The organism is Candidatus Dechloromonas phosphoritropha (genome assembly GCA_016722705.1).
GTDB classification, from domain to species: Bacteria; Pseudomonadota; Gammaproteobacteria; order Burkholderiales; family Rhodocyclaceae; genus Azonexus; species Azonexus phosphoritrophus.
Window position 1 is genome coordinate 2420798 of record JADKGN010000004.1, and the last position, 19440, is coordinate 2440237.

Sequence of the window (19440 nt, forward strand, 5' to 3'; positions counted from 1 at the left end):
AAACTAAACGAGGAGACAAAAAAGTGGAAAAGATCTGGATCAAGACTTACCCGCCTGGCATTCCCGCCGAAATCAGCATCGACCACCTGGACTCGCTGGTGACGCTATTCGAGGACGCCTGCCGCAAGTATGCCGATCAGGTGGCCTACATCAGCATGGATCGCGAGATGACCTATGGCGAACTGGACCGTCTGTCGCGTGATTTCGCGGGCTGGCTGCAGTCGATCGGCCTCGGAAAGGGCGAGCGCGTCGCACTGATGATGCCCAACCTGCTGCAATATCCGGTGGCGCTGTTCGGCACCCTGCGCGCCGGGTGTGTCGTCGTCAATGTCAATCCGCTCTATACGCCGCGCGAGCTCGAGCATCAGTTGAAGGATTCCGGCGCCAAGGTGATCGTCATCGTCGAGAACTTTGCTCATACGCTGGAGCAGGTGATCGCCAAGACCGAGATCAAGCAGGTCATCGTCACCCCGATGGGGGACCTGCTGGGCATGGTCAAGGGCGCCGTGGTCAATTTCGTCGTCCGCCACGTCAAGAAGATGGTTCCGGCGTGGTCGCTGCCGGGCTCGATCAACATCAACGCGGCACTCGCTGCCGGGCGTCGTCATGGCATGGAGCCGGTCAAGCTGAGTCACGATGACCTCGCCTTCCTGCAATACACCGGCGGCACCACCGGGGTCTCCAAGGGCGCCATGCTGACCCATGCCAACATCGCCTCGAACGTGATGCAGGCCCATGCCTGGATCAAGCCGGTGATCGATGACGGCAAGGAATTCATCGTCACCGCCCTGCCGCTTTATCACATCTTTGCGCTGACCGCGAACTGCCTTACTTTCCTGATGATCGGTGCACGCAACCTGCTGATCGTCAATCCGCGCGACATGCCCGGCTTCATCAAGGAATGGGCGAAATACCCGATTTCGGTGGCGACCGGTGTCAACACCCTGTTCAATGGATTGCTCAATCATCCAGATTTCGCGAAGCTCGATTTTTCGACCATGAAACTGTCGCTGGGGGGCGGCATGGCGGTTCAGGCGCCGGTTGCCGAGCGCTGGCAGAAGGTGACCAAGTCGCCGCTGCTGCAGGCGTATGGCCTGACCGAAACGTCTCCTGCGGCGACGATCAACCCGCTTGATCTCAAGGAATTCAACGGCTCGATCGGCCTGCCGATTTCCTCGACCGATCTGTCGGTCCGCGACGATACCGGCAAGGAGCTGGCCATCGGCGAGATCGGGGAAATCTGCGTCCGCGGCCCGCAGGTCATGGCCGGCTACTGGAATCGCCCAGAGGAAACCGCCAATGTTATTTATGCCGATGGCTTCCTGCGCACCGGCGACATGGGTTATGTCGACGCGCTCGGGTTTTTCTTCATCGTCGACCGCAAAAAGGACATGATTCTCGTCTCGGGCTTCAACGTCTATCCGAACGAGATCGAGGAAGTGGTCGCCATGCACGAAGGTGTCGGCGATGTGGCGGCGATCGGTGTGCCCGACGACAACACCGGCGAAGCGGTCAAGATCTTTGTCGTGCGCAAGGATCCGAACCTGACTCCGGAAGAGATAATTGCCCACTGCCGCAAGCACCTGACCGGCTACAAGGTGCCGAAGCAGGTCGAGTTCCGCCCCGATCTGCCGCGTACCAACGTCGGCAAGATCCTGCGCCGGGCCCTCAAGGAAGGGGCGTAGTAATGCCGGTTCCCGCAGCGCTGCGGAAGGGGCTGGCCCTGCCGGCCATCTGCGCGCCGATGTTCATCGTTTCCAACCCGGACCTCGTTATCGCCCAGTGCAAGGGGGGGCTGATCGGGTCGTTCCCGGCGCTCAACGCGCGCCCGCCGGAACTGCTCGACATCTGGCTGGCCCGCATCAGGGCCGAACTGGCGGATTCTCCGGACGCGGCGGCGTTTGCCGTCAACCAGATCATCCACCAGTCCAACGAGCGTCTCGAGCACGACATGGCGCTTTGCGTGAAGCACGAGGTGCCGCTGATCATCACCAGCCTGCGCGCACCGGATGCCATCGTGCCGCAGGTTCATGCTTACGGTGGTCTGGTCTTTCATGATGTGATCAGCGTCCGCCATGCCGAGAAGGCACTTGAAGCCGGTGTCGATGGGCTGATCCTCGTTTGCACGGGAGCTGGCGGGCACGCCGGCATGCTTAGCCCGTTCGCGCTGGTCGGCGAAATCCGCAAGTTCTACGCCGGGCCGCTCGCGCTGTCCGGCGCCATCGCCAACGGCAGCGGCATTCTCGCGGCGCAGGCGATGGGAGCCGATTTCGCCTACATCGGCACACGCTTCATCGCGACGCGCGAGGCCAATGCCCAGGAAGCCTACAAACAGTGCCTTGTCGACTCGGCTGCGGTCGACGTCGTTTACACGCCGTATTTCACTGGCGTGCATGGCAACTACCTGAGAAGGAGCATCGAGGCGGCCGGTCTCGATCCGGAGAATCTCCCGGTCAGGGACAAGGATTCGATGAACTTCGGCAGTTCCGCCGGGCCTGCCAAGGCGTGGAAGGACATCTGGGGCGCCGGGCAGGGAGTCGGACTGATCGGCGACATTCTGCCGGTGGCCACCTTGATCGCCCGGATGAAGCAGGAATACCGCACGGCTAAAGCGGCGTTGTGCAGCAACCCATACTGATAACAGGCAACAAGGAGAAAGCAAAATGAGCGACTATCGTGCGCCCGTAAAAGACATGCGCTTTGTGCAGGACGAACTGGCTGGCTTCAAGGAGCTGACCCAGTACCCCGATTTCGTCGAGGCGACGCCCGACATGGCCGACGCCATTCTCGAAGAGGCAGCGAAGTTTGCCAGCGAAGTGTTGGCGCCGCTGAACTGGATTGGTGACCAGGAGGGCAGCAAGCTTGGCCCCGATGGCGTGATTACTCCGCCGGGCTGGAAGGAGGCGTACAAGGCTTTTTGTGACGCTGGCTGGAACGCCATTTCCTGCCCGCCGGATCATGCCGGCCATGGCCAGCCGGATACACTGGCAGTTGCGGTCAAGGAAATGATCATGTCGGCCAACCTGTCGTTCTCGCTCGGGCCCTTGCTGACCACCGGCGCCGTCGAGGCGCTGCTGACCTGCGCCAGCGACGAACTGAAGGCCATCTATCTGGAAAAGATGGTCACCGGCGTATGGACCGGGACGATGAATCTGACGGAGCCGCAGGCCGGCTCCGATCTCGCGTTGATCCGCTCGCGCGCCGAGCCGCAGGCCGACGGCAGCTACAAGGTGTTCGGCCAGAAGATCTTCATCACCTACGGCGACCACGACATGACCGAGAACATCGTCCATCTCGTCCTCGCCCGCCTGCCGGACGCCCCGGCCGGGGTCAAAGGCATTTCGATGTTCCTGGTGCCGAAGTTCCTGGTCGACGCCGACGGTTCGCTCGGCGCGCGCAACGATGCCTGGTGCGTGTCGCTCGAGCACAAGCTCGGCATCCACGCCAGCCCGACCTGCGTCATGGCCTATGGTGATAACGGTGGCGCCGTCGGCTACCTGCTCGGCGAGGTCAACCGCGGCCTAGAATACATGTTCATCATGATGAACGAAGCCCGCCTCGGCGTCGGCCTGCAGGGCATCGCCCTCGCCGAGCGCGCCTACCAGCAGGCGCTGGGTTATGCGCGCGAGCGCAAGCAGGGGCGCGATGCGCTGACTGGCGAAGCACTGGTCACCATCGACAAGCACCCCGACATCCGGCGCATGCTGATGCTCATGAAGAGCCGTATCGAAGCCTGTCGCGCCATGGCCTACTTTACGTCGGGCCTGCTCGACCGCGCCCACGTGATCGAGGACAAGGAAGAGAAGAAGCGCAACCTGTATCTCGCCGAGTTCATGATTCCGATCGTCAAGGGCGGCGGTACCGAGATGAGTGTCGATGTCACCTCACTAGGCATCCAGATCCACGGCGGCATGGGCTTCATCGAGCAAACCGGCGCCGCCCAGCACTGGCGCGACTCGCGGATAACGACGATCTACGAAGGCACCACCGGCATCCAGGCCAACGACCTCGTCTTCCGCAAACTGATGCGTGACGGTGGCGCCACGGCCAAGGTCGTTTTCGGTGAAGTCGCCGCCACCGCCAAGGCGCTTGGCACTTCCGGCCGCCCCGAACTGCAGGCCATCGCCCGCCGTCTGGGCGACGGGCTGAAGGCCTGGACCGAGGCGACCGAATGGCTGGCAGCCGACGCGAAAAACGGCATCGCCGGGGCGTTGACCGGAGCCGTTCCCTATCTGCATCTGGCCGTCAATGTCTGCGGCGGCTGGTTTATGGGCAGGGCGGCGCTGGCTGCCGCCGGTTACCTCGACAAGGGCGAGGGCGACCAGACTTTCTACCGTGCCAAGATCGCCACCGCACACTTCTACGCCGACCAGATGCTGCCGCTGGCCACTTCCTGCGGGATCACCGTGCAGGCAGGCGGCGCCTCGCTGGCGGCGCTGACCGACGACATGCTGTGATTCCAGGCCGCCGTCCGGCATCAATCAATCCCCGCTGCGACGGGGATTTTTGCGGACGGGAGTTTCGTCGCGGTGTGTCGTGAGAACTATGAGGACCCAATGCTGACCATCGAGATCGTTTCCGATATCGTCTGTCCCTGGTGCTTCGTCGGCAAGCGCCGGCTGGAAGTCGCCGTCGCGACCGTACGCCGGGAGATTCCGGATTTTTCATGCCAGAAGCGCTGGCGCCCGTTCTTTCTCAACCCGGATGTGCAGCCCGAGGGCGAACCTTTTCTTCCCTTCCTTGAACACAAGTTTGGTGGCCGGACGCGGGTCGATGCCCTGTTCGAGCATATCCGCAGCACCGGGCGGGCCTCCGGGATCGATTTTGCGTTCGAAAAGATCGACTTGCGCGCCAATACCCTGCAGGCGCACCGCCTGATCCACTGGGTGCAGCAGCGGGGTGATGCCGATGCGCTGGTCGAGCGCCTGTTCGCCGCGCAGTTCCAGCGCGGCGAACATGTCGGCGATAGCTTCCTGCTTGCGACAATCGCTGCCGAGTGCGGCTACGATGCGGGCGAAGTGGCGGGCTACCTGGCGTCGGACGAGGGCGAGGACGCGGTCCGCGCCGAGGAGCTCCGCTTTCGGCGAATGGGGATCAGCATGGTTCCAACCTTCGTTCTTGGCGGGCGGACAGGGATAGTCGGTGCCGAGGATCCGGCGGTACTCGCCGCCGCAATTCTGGAATGCCTGCGGCAGCCGGGGGGGCTTTCTCCGGCACTGTCAGCGGAGGGAAGTTGACGGCGGGACGCCCGTGCGGACGCCCCGCCGTGAAGGGTAATTGGACAGGGCTTACTTCGCCTGCATCCGGTTGAGGTAGTCGATCAGCGCAAAGATGCGTCCACGGACGAACACCTCGGGGTCGTGGTTCATATCGACGTAGTGCTCGCCGGTTTTGATCTGGTAGTCACGGCCCCAGATCGGCATGTCGCGTGGCCCATGCACCTTGACCTCCTGCCGTCCGTCAATCACGGCATAGACGTGTTCCAGCGGGAATACCCCACCGTTCTTCCGCGACAACTGCGTCAGATCGGGCGGCGTCACTTTCAGGAAATCCACATAGGCACCGACCTTCAGATCCTTGCCGTGGCAGGCGATGCAGTTCGAGTCGTACTCGCGTTTTCCGAGATCGACCTTGTCAGCCGCCACTGCCGTCGTCATGCCGGTTGCGGCAATAATCGTGGCGCTCGCCCCAATCAGCTTGAAAATCTTCATCTCCCGCCTCCTTGTGTTTCTTGTCGGACTTCACGGCTACGGTACAAGACCACTCAAGATAGGAGCATAAGGCTAGCAAGGGCTTTACACGGGAGCAGTTCAGGTACCGCGCTCGAAACATCGGCTCGGCTGACCGGCGCCGCTGTTCTCGCGCTGGCCAGTGTTAAGCTAGCGCGCTATGTCGAACGATAACCTTGTACCCTCGAATGCCAAGCATTCGCCGTCTCCAGTGGCTACAGTCATGATCAAGTTCAGTGCTTCCAAATCCCTCATCAAGCGTGTTCTGGCTTGCGGCATTATCGCAATTGCTCTCGGTGGCACGTTGGCCGCAGCCGCCGAGCGCCCACGTATCGGTCTCGTTCTCGGTGGTGGTGGCGCTCGTGGCGCGGCGCACATCGGCATTCTGGAGGTGCTTCGGGAAAACCGGATTCCCGTCGATTGCGTGGCCGGCACCAGCATGGGTGGACTGGTGACCGGCGCCTTTGCCGTCGGGCTGAGTCCCGACGAAATGCTTGAGGCAATGGGCAAGGCCGACTGGCGGGCGATGTTTAACGACAATCCGGCGGTCTACGATATCAATCCGCGCGTCAAATACCAGTCTCGACGCTTCATTCCCGGTACTGAGCTGGGGCTGACGGATGAGGGCGCGCAGCCGCTTCCGGCTGTCGTTCAGGGCCAGAAGGTCAAGCTGTTCATCAACCGCCTGGTGCGCAGCCAGTATGGCGATCCGCAGATCGAGAAAATGCCGATCCCGGTCTCCATCGTCGCCACCGACCTCGTCACCGGCGACAAGGTGGTGTTCCGCGAGGGCAGCCTGACCCGTGCGATGCGTTCCACGATGTCGGTACCCGGCCTGATGGCACCGGTCAAAGATGGCGACAAATTGTTGGTCGATGGTGGCCTGGTCGACAACGTGCCGATCGACGAAGTACGCAAAAGTTGCAACCCCGATGTCGTGATCGCCGTCAATGTCGGGTCGCCGCTGATGAAGGCGAAAGATATCGGCGGAATTTTTTCGGTGGCCGGGCAGATGATCAATATTCTGACCGAGCAGAATGTCACCAGTTCGCTGGCAACTCTGAAGCCCGGGGATATCTACATCAAGCCGGATCTGGAGGGAATCACCGCGGCTGAATTCGAACGTTACGCAGAAACCGCCAAGCGCGGGCGGGCGGCGGCCGAAGCCATGTTGCCCCGACTGAAGGTGCTGAGCGTCGGCGAGAAACAGTACCAGGACTGGCTGGCGACCATGACCCCGGTGCGCGGCAATTTGCCGCTGGTGGACGAGATCCAGATTGCCGGCTTGAAGCGGGTCAACCCGGCCTACCCGGATCGCTATCTGAAAAACTATCAGGGCGCTCCGGTCGACATCGACCGGCTCGACAAGGATCTGGGACTCATCTTCGGCGACGGGGCATACGACGACGTTGATTTCTCGCTGCTGACCACGCGCGACCGCAACATCCTGCGCGTGACTCCGGTGGAAAAGGAATTCGGGCCCGATTACCTGCGTTTCGGCTTCAATCTCAATGCGGCCTCCAATTCACCATCCATATTCAACCTGCGGGTCGCCTATCAGAAAACCTTGATCAACAGTCTGGGCGGCGAGTGGTTGGCCGGAGTGCAGATCGGCAACGAAATGGGGGCGTTCACGGAGTTCTATCAGCCGCTCGACGCCGATCGGCTCTTCTTCCTGGAACCCAAGCTTTCCTACCTGCGCGTGCCGCTCGATATCTACCAGGACAACAAACGGGTGGCCCAATACAAGGTCGATCAGGCGACGCTCGATCTGATGGCCGGGATTAACGTCGGCCTGTGGGGGCCAGTGACGGTTGGCTGGGGAGAGCGTTACCGCAGCGCCGAACTGGACATCGGGACACCGACGGAGACCAGCGGCAGCAAGGCCTATGGTGGCTTCCTGGCCAAGATGGATTTCGACCAGTTCGACCGAATATATACTCCGACACAGGGTTGGTCTGCCCACGGCAGCTACTTCTATGCGGCTGGAGAAGGCTATGACAAGGCCGACCTCGACTTGCGTGCGGCGCAGAGTTTTGGCGATTTCATCGTCCACGAGCGAATCCGTGGCGCCGGGTCATTTACCGGTACGTTGCCGTTCTACGATGCGGTGGCGCTGGGCGGCTTTCTGAACCTGTCGGGTTTTGCCCGCAACCAGATCATCGGTGAATCGCTCACCTACGGCAACGTGCGGGTGGAGAAGATCATTGGTCGCTTCCCGGCGGGCCTGCGGGGCGATATGCGTGCAGGTATCGCTTTGGAGGCCGGCAAGGTTGGTGGCAATTACACGGAAACCAATTTGCATGGCTGGCAAAGCTCGGTGACGGCGTATGTCGGCGGCGAGACCCCGCTGGGGATGGTCTATGTCGGTTACGGTTATTCGCCGAACGGCATGGGCAATTTCTACATGTTTATCGGCACGCCGTGATGAAGTCCGAATGCCGTGGCTGGAATGACAGCCTCACCGGCGAGCGAAGCGCGACTGGGGGTGTCGGACTCAGCGGCGCTGGCCAGGTCTCCGACGGATCCGCCACCGGTGATGCCGCGTCGAATGAGATGCTGCGCTCGGTCGCTCCGCGGGCATTGGGGTAGTATTCCGCTACCCGATCGACAGGAAGGAAGCGAAAATGAAAGCCAAGACCACGAGCAGCGGGCGCCAGGCCGCCGCAAGGACGACCAGTCGCGCCGCGAGCAAGTCTTCGGCGCTCGATACGGTGGGTGGCTTGACCAAGTCGCTGCGCAGCCTTGCCGGCCAGGTCGTCGGCATGGCGGGCGTGGCCGTCGATACGTCATTGGCGGCGGCAACCGGGCTCTTTCCACAGGGCGTCGCATCGACCAAGGCATTGGCCAAGGCCGGCATCTTTCTGCACGACATGCGCGAGGCGGCGGGAATCCCGCTGGAAGATCTTGGCAAGGCGATCGATCTCAAGGATCCGTCACTGCTCGAACTGGCCGAAAACGGAAAGATGGCGCTGCCGTTCGAAGTCATCCTGCGCCTCGCCTCGGTTCTGGCGCGCAACGACCCGGTTCCCTTCGTCATGAATCTGACCAAGGCTTACAGCCCCGGCCTGTGGAAGGTCCTCGAATCCCTCGGGATTGGTCGCGTCCTCGAACATGCCGGGCGCGAACACGAGTTCATAAGCATCTACCGGGCGCGCGACGAGGCGCGCAAGCTGACCGACGAGGAGTTTTTGCGGGTGCACAAGTTCGTCGAGACGGCTTTCGACATGGCCCTTGAGTTCAACCGTGAAGCCAAGGTGGCGGCCGAGCGCAAGGCGGCGCCCAGAAGCACGTCGAGGAGTGCGCCAAGACGCCCGCCAAAGGCGAGCGTGAGCGCGGAGCAATAAGCGAAGGGCGGCCAGGGCCGCCCTTTTTCTGTTCAGCGCCCCTTGAGGGCGAGGTCGGCGGCGGCGTCGAGATCGGCTTGCTTCATGATCCCCATTTTCTTCTGGACAACCTGACCGTTGCGGTCGATGACAATGGTGAAAGGCAGGCCGCCCTTGGTGTTGCCGAGCGCCTGCATCAGCGGAATGCCTTTTTCCCCGGCGACGAACACCGGGTAGTCCATCTTGTAAGCCTTGGCGAATTCGCGAGCCGGCTCGACCTTGTCCTCGATGCCGATGCCGAGGACTTCCAGCTTGCCCTTGTGGGCATTGCGGATGGCGATCAGTTCGGGAATCTCGGTGCGGCACGGGCCGCACCAGCGGGCCCAGAAATTAACGATCAGCGGCTTGCCCTTGTAGCGCCCCAGCGCCACCGGTTTGTCGTCGAGATCGCTCAGCGTGGCTGTGAACAGCGGAGCCGAGGAGGGCATTTCATCGGCTGCTGCGACCACAGAAACAAAGGCTGGCCCTAGGGTCAACGCGCAAAAAAGGCCAAAAAGTAGTGAAGTGAGAAATTTATTCACGGTAGGTCGCCACGGCGGAAAATCAGATAGCCGATGGTAGCACTGACCACGCCAGGCACTGCCGGGTACCCTTGAGCTACTTCAAGCATTTGGGACTACCCATCCTTGCGCCACAGCAGGAATTCAATTCATCGAACCGCCGAATACGTGATCTGTGCGTCCGGTGGTGTGGGAGGGAGGGGCCGCGAGGCTTCTTCCTATCCCGATTAGGCGATTAACGAAAACGTCGGTAGGATCTGCCAATCGAGAGTGGCGGCCATTTGCAAACATAGGAGATCTCGCTATGAGTGTAAAGCGAAGAGTATTTATCAGTCTCACACATGACACATACTTGGATGATCGGCAGAATGCCGTCAAGTGGGGGATCGTCCAGCGTGTGATCGATGCTGGATACGAACCCCACATGTTCTTCCCGGCCGTCCCTTCTGGCTTTGCGGCAACGGTTCATCGTGAAGTCCCCTGGACGGCAGACAAGGTCAGAGAGTCTGTAGGTGGCGCCGTTGGGGCGGTCATGATCGGCTACCCCCGATGGAAGTACGGCGACGACGCTCATGCGAGTGAGTTTACGCACTACGAGGCTGGCGTAGCACACGCCACGGGAATCCCGATGTTAATGGTGCTCGAGCAGGGGATTCGATGGCGCGGCGCGTTCGACCAGAGTTCCGCGCAGATCTGCGAGGTACCGAAAGACGCCGATCACTCGTGGCTGGCGAGTTCGTACTTCGAACAGTGCTTCAGCCCTTGGCGGCGTGAACTCGACGCACGGTTCGACATATTCCTCGGCTACTCGAGTCAGTCACAGGGTACAGCGAAAAACCTGAAGCGAGTATTCGTGGCAAAGGGAGCGAGAGTCCTCGACTGGCAGGACTTCGGACCCGGCACGATTCTCGAACAGATCACGAAGGCGGCAGCCTGCTGTACAGGCGGAGTGTTCTTGTTCACAGCGGACGATGGCTTGGAAGGCGACACGGGGATGGCTGCACCACGAGACAACGTCGTCTTCGAGGCGGGTTACTTTGTTCATGCGAAGGGCCACAGGCGCGTCTTGGTCATTCGGGAGTCAGGTGGGAAAAGAAGCGCGAAAATGCCCGCGGACTTGGGTGGGGCGATTTACGCGCCGCTGCCGGACCTCGCCAACATTGAAGCGCTTGATCAGCAGCTCGACCGATTTGTAGAGAATCTATAAGGTCGACGCACGACTGCAACGCACCGCCTATTGGACCGAGCGCGGTGAGTCAACGATCAACGAAGTGCGCCGCCTAATTCCATTTTCAGATCAATGGTGACGCGAAGACGAGCTGCTGACAGTGCAATTGCTACGGCATGGCGAAGTCAACAAAGTCACGATTGATCTGGAAATGGAATCAGGCCGCAATCTGGCAGTGAGCAGCCCTTGGCTGCACGTATGTCATTTGACTTAGCGGGGCAGCGAAGCGGTGAATTCAGGTAGAACTTATCCGTAAATATCGCGTATCTGAGCAGGTTTGCCATGTCGATAAGATTGAGATTTTGGTAGGCGTCGAATGGCTTTAGCCTAAGCGATGACCGAGTGGCTGGCCATCAAGCAATGTCGCCTGCCTTTGCTGCGAAGCCCTTCCTCCGTCCTTCCTGTTCCGTCATCGCCTTCACGTTTTTTATCGATATTCAGGGTCGACCGTGACGGCCCTTCTATGATTACATCTCATGATCCAGTTCCAGAATTTCGTCAAAAATTTCCGGCGGGCTCGATGGCGCAAGTATCCTTTCCCACCAGTTTGTGCGTCTTTCGGGCGGCATGAAGCAGAAGCTTCTAATCGCCATCACCCTGGGCTGCGACGCCAGCGTTCTGGTGATGGACGAACCGGCGGCCAACCTCGACTCGGAAGCACGCAAGATTTTCTTCGACCTGCTGGCCAAGCGCCAGAACAACGCGCCGATGTTGATTTCCAGCCATCGCCTCGATGAAGTGTCATCGCTGGTCAAGCGACGAGTTCATCCTGCGGCCTAGCCGCAGCCTGCTTGTGCAGGTGGTCAGATGCGTTCCCGTCACTCTTCGTCATGGTCCTTCGTCTTTCATCGTTCGTGCCTTCGGCGGGGGCAGCCCGCCTACTATGCCTTCCGCTGACTCCTCCACGGTATTCAGCGTCCGTTTCCAGATGCCCAGCTTCGTACTTCCGAAGCACCAGAGAGATCTCCCGGGGTAAGACACGCTACCTTTGCTGCATAGACGCCGGATTTATGACCGAAGGAAATCCCCGTGGGACAAAATGCACCCCAACCGCAGATGGAGAGCTTCGCGGTCACGTGCCCGCTCGCCCCGGATGCATCACGCCTCATATCCGGTTTTTGTTCATCGCCCCGCAGCTTTGGACTGGGCTTATTCCATTTTCACACCAATTAAGCAATAATAAGTGCATCTCAATGAGATCTGAGGTGTGGCATGGGAAGGCCGTTCAAGGGAGAGGGGTCGGTAGCGGAGGCGCTGAAGATTGTCAAAGAAGCCAAGAGTGTGGAACAACTGCGCCAGGCCCAAGCGGTTGTTCTGCCGTTGTGCTACGGGTTGAATCTTGAGCAGACCGCCGCGGTGATCGGCGTTTCGCTCAGTTGGGCCTCACGATTACGCAACGCGTTTCTGGCTGGACATCGGGTAGGCGGTGAATCGGAACCTGCACGAGGCGGACGCCACCGGGAGAATTTCACCCGAGCGCAAGAAGCCGAACTGTTGAAACCCTTTTTCGACCAAGCGGCCAAGGGCGGTATATTGGTCGTCAGTCAGATCAAGCCGGCCCTGGAGAAAGCGTTGGGACGCCCGATGGCGCTGTCCTCCGCCTACAACGTGCTGCATCGCAACGGTTGGCGCAAGCTGGCGCCAGACAAGCGACATCCGCAAAGTGATCCGACCGCGCAGGAGGCGTGGAAAAAAAGACCCCCGACACCCTTGCCGAACTCCGGAGAGATTTCGCTCAAGGAACCCCGATCCGTCTGATGTTTCAGGACGAAGCGCGCTTCGGGCGCATCAACGATGTGCGTCGTGCCTGGGCGCCCCAACCCATTCGACCGTTGTGCCGGGCCATGCTCACCCACCAATACACCTACGCCTACGCGGCCGTCGATGTGGATACGGGCGCGCTTGACTCGCTGATCTTGCCGCACGTCAATACGCCGTGCATGCAGCTATTCCTCGACGAAGTGGCGGCACGCCATCCGATGGATCGGATCGTCATGGTCCTTGACGGTGCGGGCTGGCATGCCAGCCAAGCACTCAGAACACCCGAAAACATACACCTGCTACCGTTGCCTCCCTATGCCCCTGAACTCAACCCGGTCGAGCATCTCTGGGATGAACTGCGCGAGAAGTTCTTTCACAACCTGGTCTTCGATAGCATCGATGCACTTGAAGATCAACTCGAATCGAGCCTCAAAACCCTTGAATCAGAGCACCAGCGTGTCCGCTCAATCGTACACTGGCCGTGGATAGTTAATGCATTAACGAATTAGAAACGGAATGAGAGAGGATGATCGGGCACTTGCATCAATGGCCGACAACCAGCCTCATCGCCAAAGCTCGGCGCTATTGGGGCGACATTTCTCCAGCGTCCTGCGGTCAACCCGGAAAATAGGCCAAAATTGAGGCCTGTTCCTCGGCGGTTTTCTTCCATGCTTTTGGATCAACCCTCCTCCAACCTCCTGCCGGCGTCCCGGCAGTTGCTCCTCGTCGTTGCTCGGCATTGGGAGAGTCGCGGCGGACAGTTGCAGCGCTTCGCACGTGGTGGCGTCGATGGGGCGTGGCTTCGTGTCGGGAATCCGGTGGCGGTCAGCCTCGGGCGCTCGGGGCTGGCGTGGGGGCGGGGGTTGTATCGGCCGGTCGACGGAGTTGGGCCGGAGAAATGCGAAGGCGATGGCCGTGCGCCGGCCGGTATCTTCCGGATCACCGCGCTGTTCGGGGATGGTAGCGCGGACAGCCGCCTGGCGCGGGCGGCGAAGCTACCTTACCTTTGTGCGACAAGCGATCTGAAGTGTGTCGATGATCCCACTTCGGTGCACTACAACCGCATCGTCGACCAGTCCCGCGTCGGCGGCATCGACTGGAATTCCCGCGAGGACATGCTCCGTGGCGATGACCGCTACGCGCTGGGGGCGGTGGTGGGGTGCAACTGCGATCCGGTGCTTCCGGCGGCGGGGTCGTGCATCTTCCTGCACGTTTGGCAGGCGCCCGGGGTGCCGACGGCGGGGTGCACGGCGCTGGCGCTGGCGGACATGAAGAAGATCGCCGGCTGGCTGGACGGCGCGAAGTCGCCGCTGCTGGTGCAGTTGCCGCGCGGAGCCTTCAAGCGGATGCGGGTAACGTGGGGGTTGCCGGACCGCGCGGATTGATCCAGTTGGCGGCGGCCCCGGGAATCCTCTAGACTCCCCAACTTTCCACCACGCTCATGCCGTGCCCGTGTCGGGGCGGCGTAACCATCGCACCGTGCTCAATCGAATCTGGGTTGCCTTCATCCTCGTCGGCTTCGTCGCCGCCGTGATCCACACGCTGCAGGGCGACCTGGAGATGTTTTCGCGGGTGATGACAGGGCTGTTCGACACGGCGAAGACCGGCTTCGACATTTCGCTCGGCCTGGTGGGGATCATGAGCCTGTGGCTGGGGGTAATGAAGATTGGCGAGAAGGGCGGGCTGATCCAGTTGTTCGGACGGGCGCTCGCCCCCTTCTTCCGTCGCGTCTTTCCCGACATCCCGCCCGGCCATCCGGCGAGCGGCAGCATCGTCATGAACTTCAGCGCCAACATCCTCGGCCTCGACAACGCGGCGACGCCGCTCGGGTTGAAGGCGATGCGCGAGTTGCAGGAGATCAACCCGCACAAGGATACGGCCAGCAATCCGATGATCATGTTCCTGGTGCTCAACACGGCGGGCATCACGCTGATCCCGACCTCGGTGATCGCCATCCGCCAGAGCATCGCATTGAAGCAGGGGCTGGTCGGCTTCAACGCCGCCGACATCTTTTTGCCGACGTTGCTCGGTACCTTCGTCTCGTTCTGCGCCGGGCTGATCGCGGTGGCGATCTGGCAGCGCCTCAACCTCTTCTGCAAGCCAGTGCTCGCCTTCTTCGCCGGCTTTGCGGCCTTGATGGGGGGGCTTTACCTGTGGCTGGGCGGGATGCCGCCGGACAAGATGGCGCAGATGATCGGCCTGCTCGGCAGCGGTATCATCGTCTCGATCATCGTCCTCTTCGTCGCCGTCGCCGCGTGGCGTGGCGTCGATGTGTACGAGAGCTTCGTCGACGGCGCCAAGGAGGGCTTTGGCGTTGCCGTGCAGATCATTCCCTACCTGATCGCCATGCTGGTGGCGATCTCGGTCTTCCGCACCACCGGCTGCATGGATTACGTCATCGGGGCCATTCGCGCTGCCGTGCTGGCACTTGGGCTGAATGACGATTTCGTGCCGGCACTGCCGGTCGGTCTGATGAAGACGCTCTCCGGCAGCGGCGCGCGCGGGCTGATGGTGGACGTGATGACCACCTACGGCGTCGATTCCTTCCAGGGCAAGTTGGCGGCGATCATCCAGGGCTCGACGGAAACGACTTTCTACGTGCTGGCCGTCTATTTCGGTAGCGTCAATATCACGAAGACCCGCTACGCCGTGGCCGGCGGCCTGATCGCCGATGCCGTCGGGCTGGTCGGGGCGATCTTGATCGGCTATGCCTTTTACCACTGAGGCACGGCACGGTTGCTACGGTCGACGCCAAAAGTCGGGTCAAATTCCGGGTTGAACGCCCCCTCCGAGAGATCTGGTAGTTTCAGGATGCAGCTGCTTGCCGTCCTGCGGGGAATCGCTCTAGCCTTGTCCGCGGTCACCGGGCAGGCGCGCTGAGCCCGAAGCCGGGTCAGCCGTGGTGAAAAGCCTCCCACATCGGCCGGACCTTTCGGCCCTAGACTGCGATTGCGCCTGGGAAATCCCGCAGCGCCGGCATCACTGGGTCGATATCAGCGGCGTTTTCCTGCCGCGCCCCGGAGGTGAACTTCGCGTAGGCGTTGAGTTCGCCGGGCGTCAGGTGGCCGGCAAGCGGGGCGATCTGCGAAAAGCGGACGTTGTGACGGAGCAGGTGCAGGATGAAGGTGTGGCGCAGGGCCTCCGGCGTCACCGCGGTGGGTTCTTCCAGCCCGGCGTCGAGCGCCGCGTAGGTGACCCGGGTGGCGACCTCGGCGGCCGCGACCGGTTCGCCCTGCGCCGTGCAGAAGAGCGGCCGCTGCGGCTCGGTGGGGGCGATGCTCGCGAGCTTGTGGGCCAGCCAGCCGGGCAGTGCCAGTTCGCGCGCCGATGCGCCACGGACGGCCAGTCGCCCGCTGTCGGGAGAAAGATCGCCGGCTGCGAGCGCGCACACCTCGTCGGTGGTCAGCCCGAGCAAATGGAGGGCGCACAGCACGAGGCCCTGGTCGTCGGCGGCGGCGAGCAGCGCCCCGACTTCTTCCTGCGCAAGTTCGCGCGGCAGGGACTCCTGCATGGTGAGCTGTGGCGGCGGGCGCTGGCTGGCATCGACCGCCCCGCCAGCGAGCAGCGGCATCGCATCGGCGGTCAGTGCCGGGCCGAACCAGGGCTGAGGCACGACGACGGTGGCAGTGGTGGGCGGCGCCGGCGCCCGGTTGAAGAGTTCAACGAACCACATCGCCAGCAGGCCGAGCACGAAGGAAAGACCGAGATTGATCAGCGCGTCGCGCATGTAGGCGGGGCGCCACGGGCTCTGTGGGGCGCTGGCGGCCTCGATCAGCTTGAGGCTCGGCATGCGCGTGTTCTGTGTGGCCTCGAGCTTGGACAGGCGCTCAACCGCGTTGCGCCGTGCGCCAGCAATCCGCACCAGGTCTTCCTCGATCGCCTTGGCTTCCTGAAAGTTGCCGGAGAACACCTGAGCCTCGCGCCGTTGCCGGTCGATCTGCGTGCGCAGGCGGTCCGCCGCGGCGCGGGCGCTTGCAGCGTCCTCCTCGGCGGTTGCCAGCGCGGCTTGCTGGCTTGCGGCCCGGGTCGAGATAAGTTGTTGCTCCAGTTCCGCGAGCCGCGCCCGCTGCGCCTTGGCGTTGGGATCCATGGCCATGAACTGGGGAGTGTAGACGCGTTCCATGTCGCGCAACTGCTCGCGGGTGGCCGAGATGCGCTGCTCGATCGCCGCCAGTGTCGGGTTGTCCTTGGCTAGTACCGGGCTGCGGCCGGAGGCGGCCGACTCGCGCAGGGTCCGCAGCTTGGCCTCGGTTTTGGCGACTTCCTCGTTGGCCTTGGTCAGCGATTCGGAAAGGCCCTTCATGCGCGCAAGGGACTCGTTCTCAGCACGCTCGGAAGAAACGACACCACTCTGCTCGCGAAAGGCCGCGAGTTGTACGCGCTTGTCGACGATGGTGCTGCCGAGGCGGTCGACTTCGTCGCGCAGATTGGCGACCGCTTCCTGCGAGCTTCTGTCGTGAGCGCTCAGCGACTGCTCGTGATAGGCCTCGATCAGGGTGTTGACGATGCGTGCCATCAACTGCGGCGAGCCGCCGATAGCTGTCAGTTCGACGACGTCGGTGCCGGCGACCGGGGTGGCGGCGACGGCATTCTGGAGGGCGACCACCGGGTCAGCCTCGGGAAAGGCACCGGTACTCCATTCATTCTGCAAGCGGCGATGGACTTCCTCGAGAACGGGACGGCTGGTGATCACCTGGGCCTGGGTCAACAACTCGAGCCGCTGTGGCGGGGGAAGCTCGGCGCTGCTCGAGCCGGCTGCCGTCGTGACTGTCTGCGAGGTGACCACGCCAAAGCCGATGTTTACCTTGGCGCTGGCGCGGTATTCGGGGGCGCGTGACAGGTTCCACGCCAGCCCCGGCAAGAGAGTAATGAGGAACACGGCGAGAAATACGGTCAGCCGCCGCCGGTTGCTGCGGCGGACGGCTTCAGCGTCATCGGCGTGGCGGGTGGGATCGAGGTTGAACCCATCGCGGAACTTCGGAATCCTGGACATTCGATACGGCCTCGGGTCAAGCGGCGGTCACTTCCACAGCAAGGCAATCTTCTTGCCGCCGGGCGGGCCCCGCTTGGTTGGCGACGAATACCCCAAACCCTCTGCGGAAAGCAGAATCTTGAGCATATTCTATCCCATTGATGTTGGCGTCTGCCATGACGATTGCTGGTGTCCCCGTAATGCAACACTTGGGCCTGCCAAGCAAGCCTCGCGCATTGCCGAGTCGGTCGATCGTTGCGGTCAACGGCTGAATATGGGCGAAAATATGCAACTCGCCATACGCTGGTTTGCGTCGTGTCCATCCTCATCCTCCTCAACAAGCCCTATGGTGTCCTCAGCCAGTTCACGCCGGAGGGCAAATGGCGGGCGTTGGACGAGTTCATTTCGGTCAAGGACGTCTACGTCGCCGGCCGCCTGGATGCCGATAGCGAGGGGCTGCTGATCCTCACAGACGACGGCAAGCTGCAGGCCCGGATCGCCGATCCGAAGCACAAGCTGGAAAAGACCTACTGGGCGCAGGTCGAGGGCATTCCCGACGAAGTGGCACTCGACCGCTTGCGTGCTGGCGTCGCCCTGTCCGATTTCACCGCCCGGCCGGCCAAGGTACGGCGAATCGGCGAGCCGGCCGGGTTGTGGCCGCGCAACCCGCCGATTCGTTATCGTGCGGCGATCCTGACCTCGTGGCTGGAGATCCGCATTGCCGAGGGCAAGAACCGCCAGGTGAGGCGGATGACGGCCGCCATCGGGTATCCTGTGCTGCGCCTGGTGCGCGCTGCGATCGGGTCAGTGACGCTGGATGGTCTGGCGCCGGGGGCGTGGCGGAAGATCGACGGCTGTTACAAGGATTTGCAAGGGAGTTTCGATGAATAGGAAAACGCTAGGTGCGCTCGCCGGCCTGCTGCTCGCAGCGGTATCGTGGGCGCAGGATTCGATGCCGGTGATGGAACTGACTGCCGGCATGCATCGCATCGAGGCGGAAGTGGCCGCCAACGACCAGAACCGCCAGGTCGGGCTGATGAACCGCCGGGTCATGCCGGCGCAGCGCGGCATGCTCTTCGTCTTCGGCCGCGAGAACACGCACTGCATGTGGATGCGCAATACCTACCTCCCGCTTTCGGTGGCCTTCATGGATGCCGACGGCGTCATCATCAACATCGAGGACATGCAGCCGCAGACCGAAGCCAACCACTGCGCGAAGAAGCCGGCGCGCTTTGCGCTGGAGATGAACCAGGGCTGGTTCGCCCAGCGCGGGATCAAGCCCGGCACCAGGCTGGGCGGCATCGACAAGGCGCCGCGGCCGCAATAATGACATCCGGAAAATGGCGTTCCCGGCTTGTTGTTGGCGGGCCAGACCCGGCGCTGCGTTCGTGGCTGACCGAGCCGGGTTCGTTGACGGCGCGCTGTCAGTGCGCGTGTCGCGACTTTCGCGTGCGCCTTCTCGACTACGGCAAGGATCTGCCGCAGGCTGACGAAATGCCGCGCCGCCGCCTGGTATGGGTGCGCGAGGTCGTTCTCGAATGCGACGGGGTGCCGGTGATTTTTGCCCATACCGTGCTGTCGACCGTAACCAGGGGTCGTCTGACGCGCTGGCTAACGGGCCTCGGCAGCCGCTCGCTGGGTTCGCTGCTCTTCTCGTATCCCGGGTTCAGGCGCGGTGCGATCGAGTACCGGCGGCTCGATGCCCGCCATACGCTCCATCAGCGTGCCGCAGCCCTCGGGGCGGCCGGGCCCTGCCTCTGGGCGCGGCGCTCGCTGCACCGGCTGGGGGCACAGCAGGTGCTGGTGACTGAAGTTTTTCTGCCGGCAATCGCGAACCTCAAGTAGCACCGCATCCGGACAAACT

The 19440-nt window shown here is 62.1% G+C and carries 16 protein-coding genes and 2 pseudogenes; 15 read left to right on the forward strand and 3 right to left on the reverse strand.

Going from position 1 to position 19440, the window contains the following annotated elements; genetic code table 11:
- Positions 1-23 precede the first annotated feature (23 nt).
- From IPP03_17405 to IPP03_17420, 4 genes are all read left to right on the forward strand, one after another.
- Complete coding sequence (locus IPP03_17405) at positions 24-1685, forward strand: long-chain-fatty-acid--CoA ligase (protein ID MBL0354340.1); 1662 nt, start codon at positions 24-26, stop codon at positions 1683-1685.
- A 2-nt stretch (positions 1686-1687) separates the two neighbouring features.
- The gene (locus IPP03_17410; GenBank protein ID MBL0354341.1) at positions 1688-2638 is read left to right on the forward strand and encodes a nitronate monooxygenase; all 951 of its coding nucleotides are present in this window, start codon (positions 1688-1690) and stop codon (positions 2636-2638) included.
- Positions 2639-2663: 25 nt separating this feature from the next.
- Positions 2664-4457, forward strand: a complete 1794-nt coding sequence (locus IPP03_17415) for an acyl-CoA dehydrogenase (protein MBL0354342.1) — start codon at positions 2664-2666, stop codon at positions 4455-4457.
- 99 nt (positions 4458-4556) lie between these two features.
- Complete coding sequence (locus IPP03_17420; GenBank protein MBL0354343.1) at positions 4557-5237, forward strand: DsbA family oxidoreductase; 681 nt, start codon at positions 4557-4559, stop codon at positions 5235-5237.
- Positions 5238-5288: 51 nt separating this feature from the next.
- On the opposite strand, the gene IPP03_17425 is transcribed toward IPP03_17420, so the two are convergent.
- On the reverse strand, positions 5289-5711 hold the full coding sequence (locus tag IPP03_17425) for a cytochrome c (GenBank protein MBL0354344.1): 423 nt from the start codon (positions 5709-5711) through the stop codon (positions 5289-5291).
- A 271-nt stretch (positions 5712-5982) separates the two neighbouring features.
- Between IPP03_17425 and IPP03_17430 the strand changes: the two genes are divergently transcribed.
- Both IPP03_17430 and IPP03_17435 read left to right on the forward strand, forming a co-directional pair.
- Positions 5983-8157 carry a patatin-like phospholipase family protein gene (locus IPP03_17430; protein MBL0354345.1) on the forward strand — a complete coding sequence of 725 codons (2175 nt, stop codon included), beginning with the start codon at positions 5983-5985 and terminating at the stop codon, positions 8155-8157.
- Positions 8158-8356: 199 nt separating this feature from the next.
- The gene (locus IPP03_17435) at positions 8357-9076 is read left to right on the forward strand and encodes a helix-turn-helix transcriptional regulator (GenBank protein ID MBL0354346.1); all 720 of its coding nucleotides are present in this window, start codon (positions 8357-8359) and stop codon (positions 9074-9076) included.
- A 32-nt stretch (positions 9077-9108) separates the two neighbouring features.
- Here IPP03_17435 and IPP03_17440 read toward each other — a convergent pair whose 3' ends face one another.
- A complete protein-coding gene (locus tag IPP03_17440; GenBank protein MBL0354347.1) occupies positions 9109-9543 on the reverse strand; it encodes a TlpA family protein disulfide reductase in 435 nt (144 codons plus the stop codon).
- Positions 9544-9919: 376 nt separating this feature from the next.
- Between IPP03_17440 and IPP03_17445 the strand changes: the two genes are divergently transcribed.
- From IPP03_17445 to IPP03_17470, 6 genes and pseudogenes are all read left to right on the forward strand, one after another.
- Positions 9920-10822, forward strand: a complete 903-nt coding sequence (locus IPP03_17445) for a nucleotide-binding protein (GenBank protein ID MBL0354348.1) — start codon at positions 9920-9922, stop codon at positions 10820-10822.
- A 552-nt stretch (positions 10823-11374) separates the two neighbouring features.
- Positions 11375-11608: pseudogene (locus IPP03_17450) on the forward strand (ATP-binding cassette domain-containing protein).
- A gap of 447 nt (positions 11609-12055) precedes the next feature.
- The gene (locus IPP03_17455; GenBank protein MBL0354349.1) at positions 12056-12601 is read left to right on the forward strand and encodes a winged helix-turn-helix domain-containing protein; all 546 of its coding nucleotides are present in this window, start codon (positions 12056-12058) and stop codon (positions 12599-12601) included.
- Positions 12601-12870: pseudogene (locus IPP03_17460) on the forward strand (transposase). The gene IPP03_17455 and the pseudogene IPP03_17460 overlap by 1 nt, the downstream one beginning before the upstream one ends.
- A 402-nt stretch (positions 12871-13272) precedes the next feature.
- Complete coding sequence (locus tag IPP03_17465; GenBank protein ID MBL0354350.1) at positions 13273-13989, forward strand: hypothetical protein; 717 nt, start codon at positions 13273-13275, stop codon at positions 13987-13989.
- Positions 13990-14083: 94 nt separating this feature from the next.
- Positions 14084-15328, forward strand: a complete 1245-nt coding sequence (locus tag IPP03_17470; GenBank protein MBL0354351.1) for a spore maturation protein — start codon at positions 14084-14086, stop codon at positions 15326-15328.
- A gap of 214 nt (positions 15329-15542) precedes the next feature.
- On the opposite strand, the gene IPP03_17475 is transcribed toward IPP03_17470, so the two are convergent.
- On the reverse strand, positions 15543-17597 hold the full coding sequence (locus IPP03_17475; GenBank protein MBL0354352.1) for a tyrosine-type recombinase/integrase: 2055 nt from the start codon (positions 17595-17597) through the stop codon (positions 15543-15545).
- A gap of 294 nt (positions 17598-17891) precedes the next feature.
- Between IPP03_17475 and IPP03_17480 the strand changes: the two genes are divergently transcribed.
- Genes IPP03_17480 through IPP03_17490 form a run of 3 tightly spaced genes read left to right on the forward strand, consistent with a single transcriptional unit; the run spans position 17892 to position 19421 of the window.
- Positions 17892-18467, forward strand: coding sequence for a pseudouridine synthase (locus IPP03_17480; GenBank protein MBL0354353.1), 576 nt, complete (start codon positions 17892-17894; stop codon positions 18465-18467).
- On the forward strand, positions 18460-18903 hold the full coding sequence (locus IPP03_17485) for a DUF192 domain-containing protein (GenBank protein ID MBL0354354.1): 444 nt from the start codon (positions 18460-18462) through the stop codon (positions 18901-18903). Before IPP03_17480 ends, IPP03_17485 begins: the two co-directional genes overlap by 8 nt.
- Positions 18903-19421 (forward strand): chorismate lyase, encoded by a 519-nt coding sequence (locus IPP03_17490; GenBank protein ID MBL0354355.1) that lies wholly within the window; start codon positions 18903-18905, stop codon positions 19419-19421. The genes IPP03_17485 and IPP03_17490 overlap by 1 nt, the downstream gene beginning before the upstream one ends.
- Positions 19422-19440 lie beyond the last annotated feature (19 nt).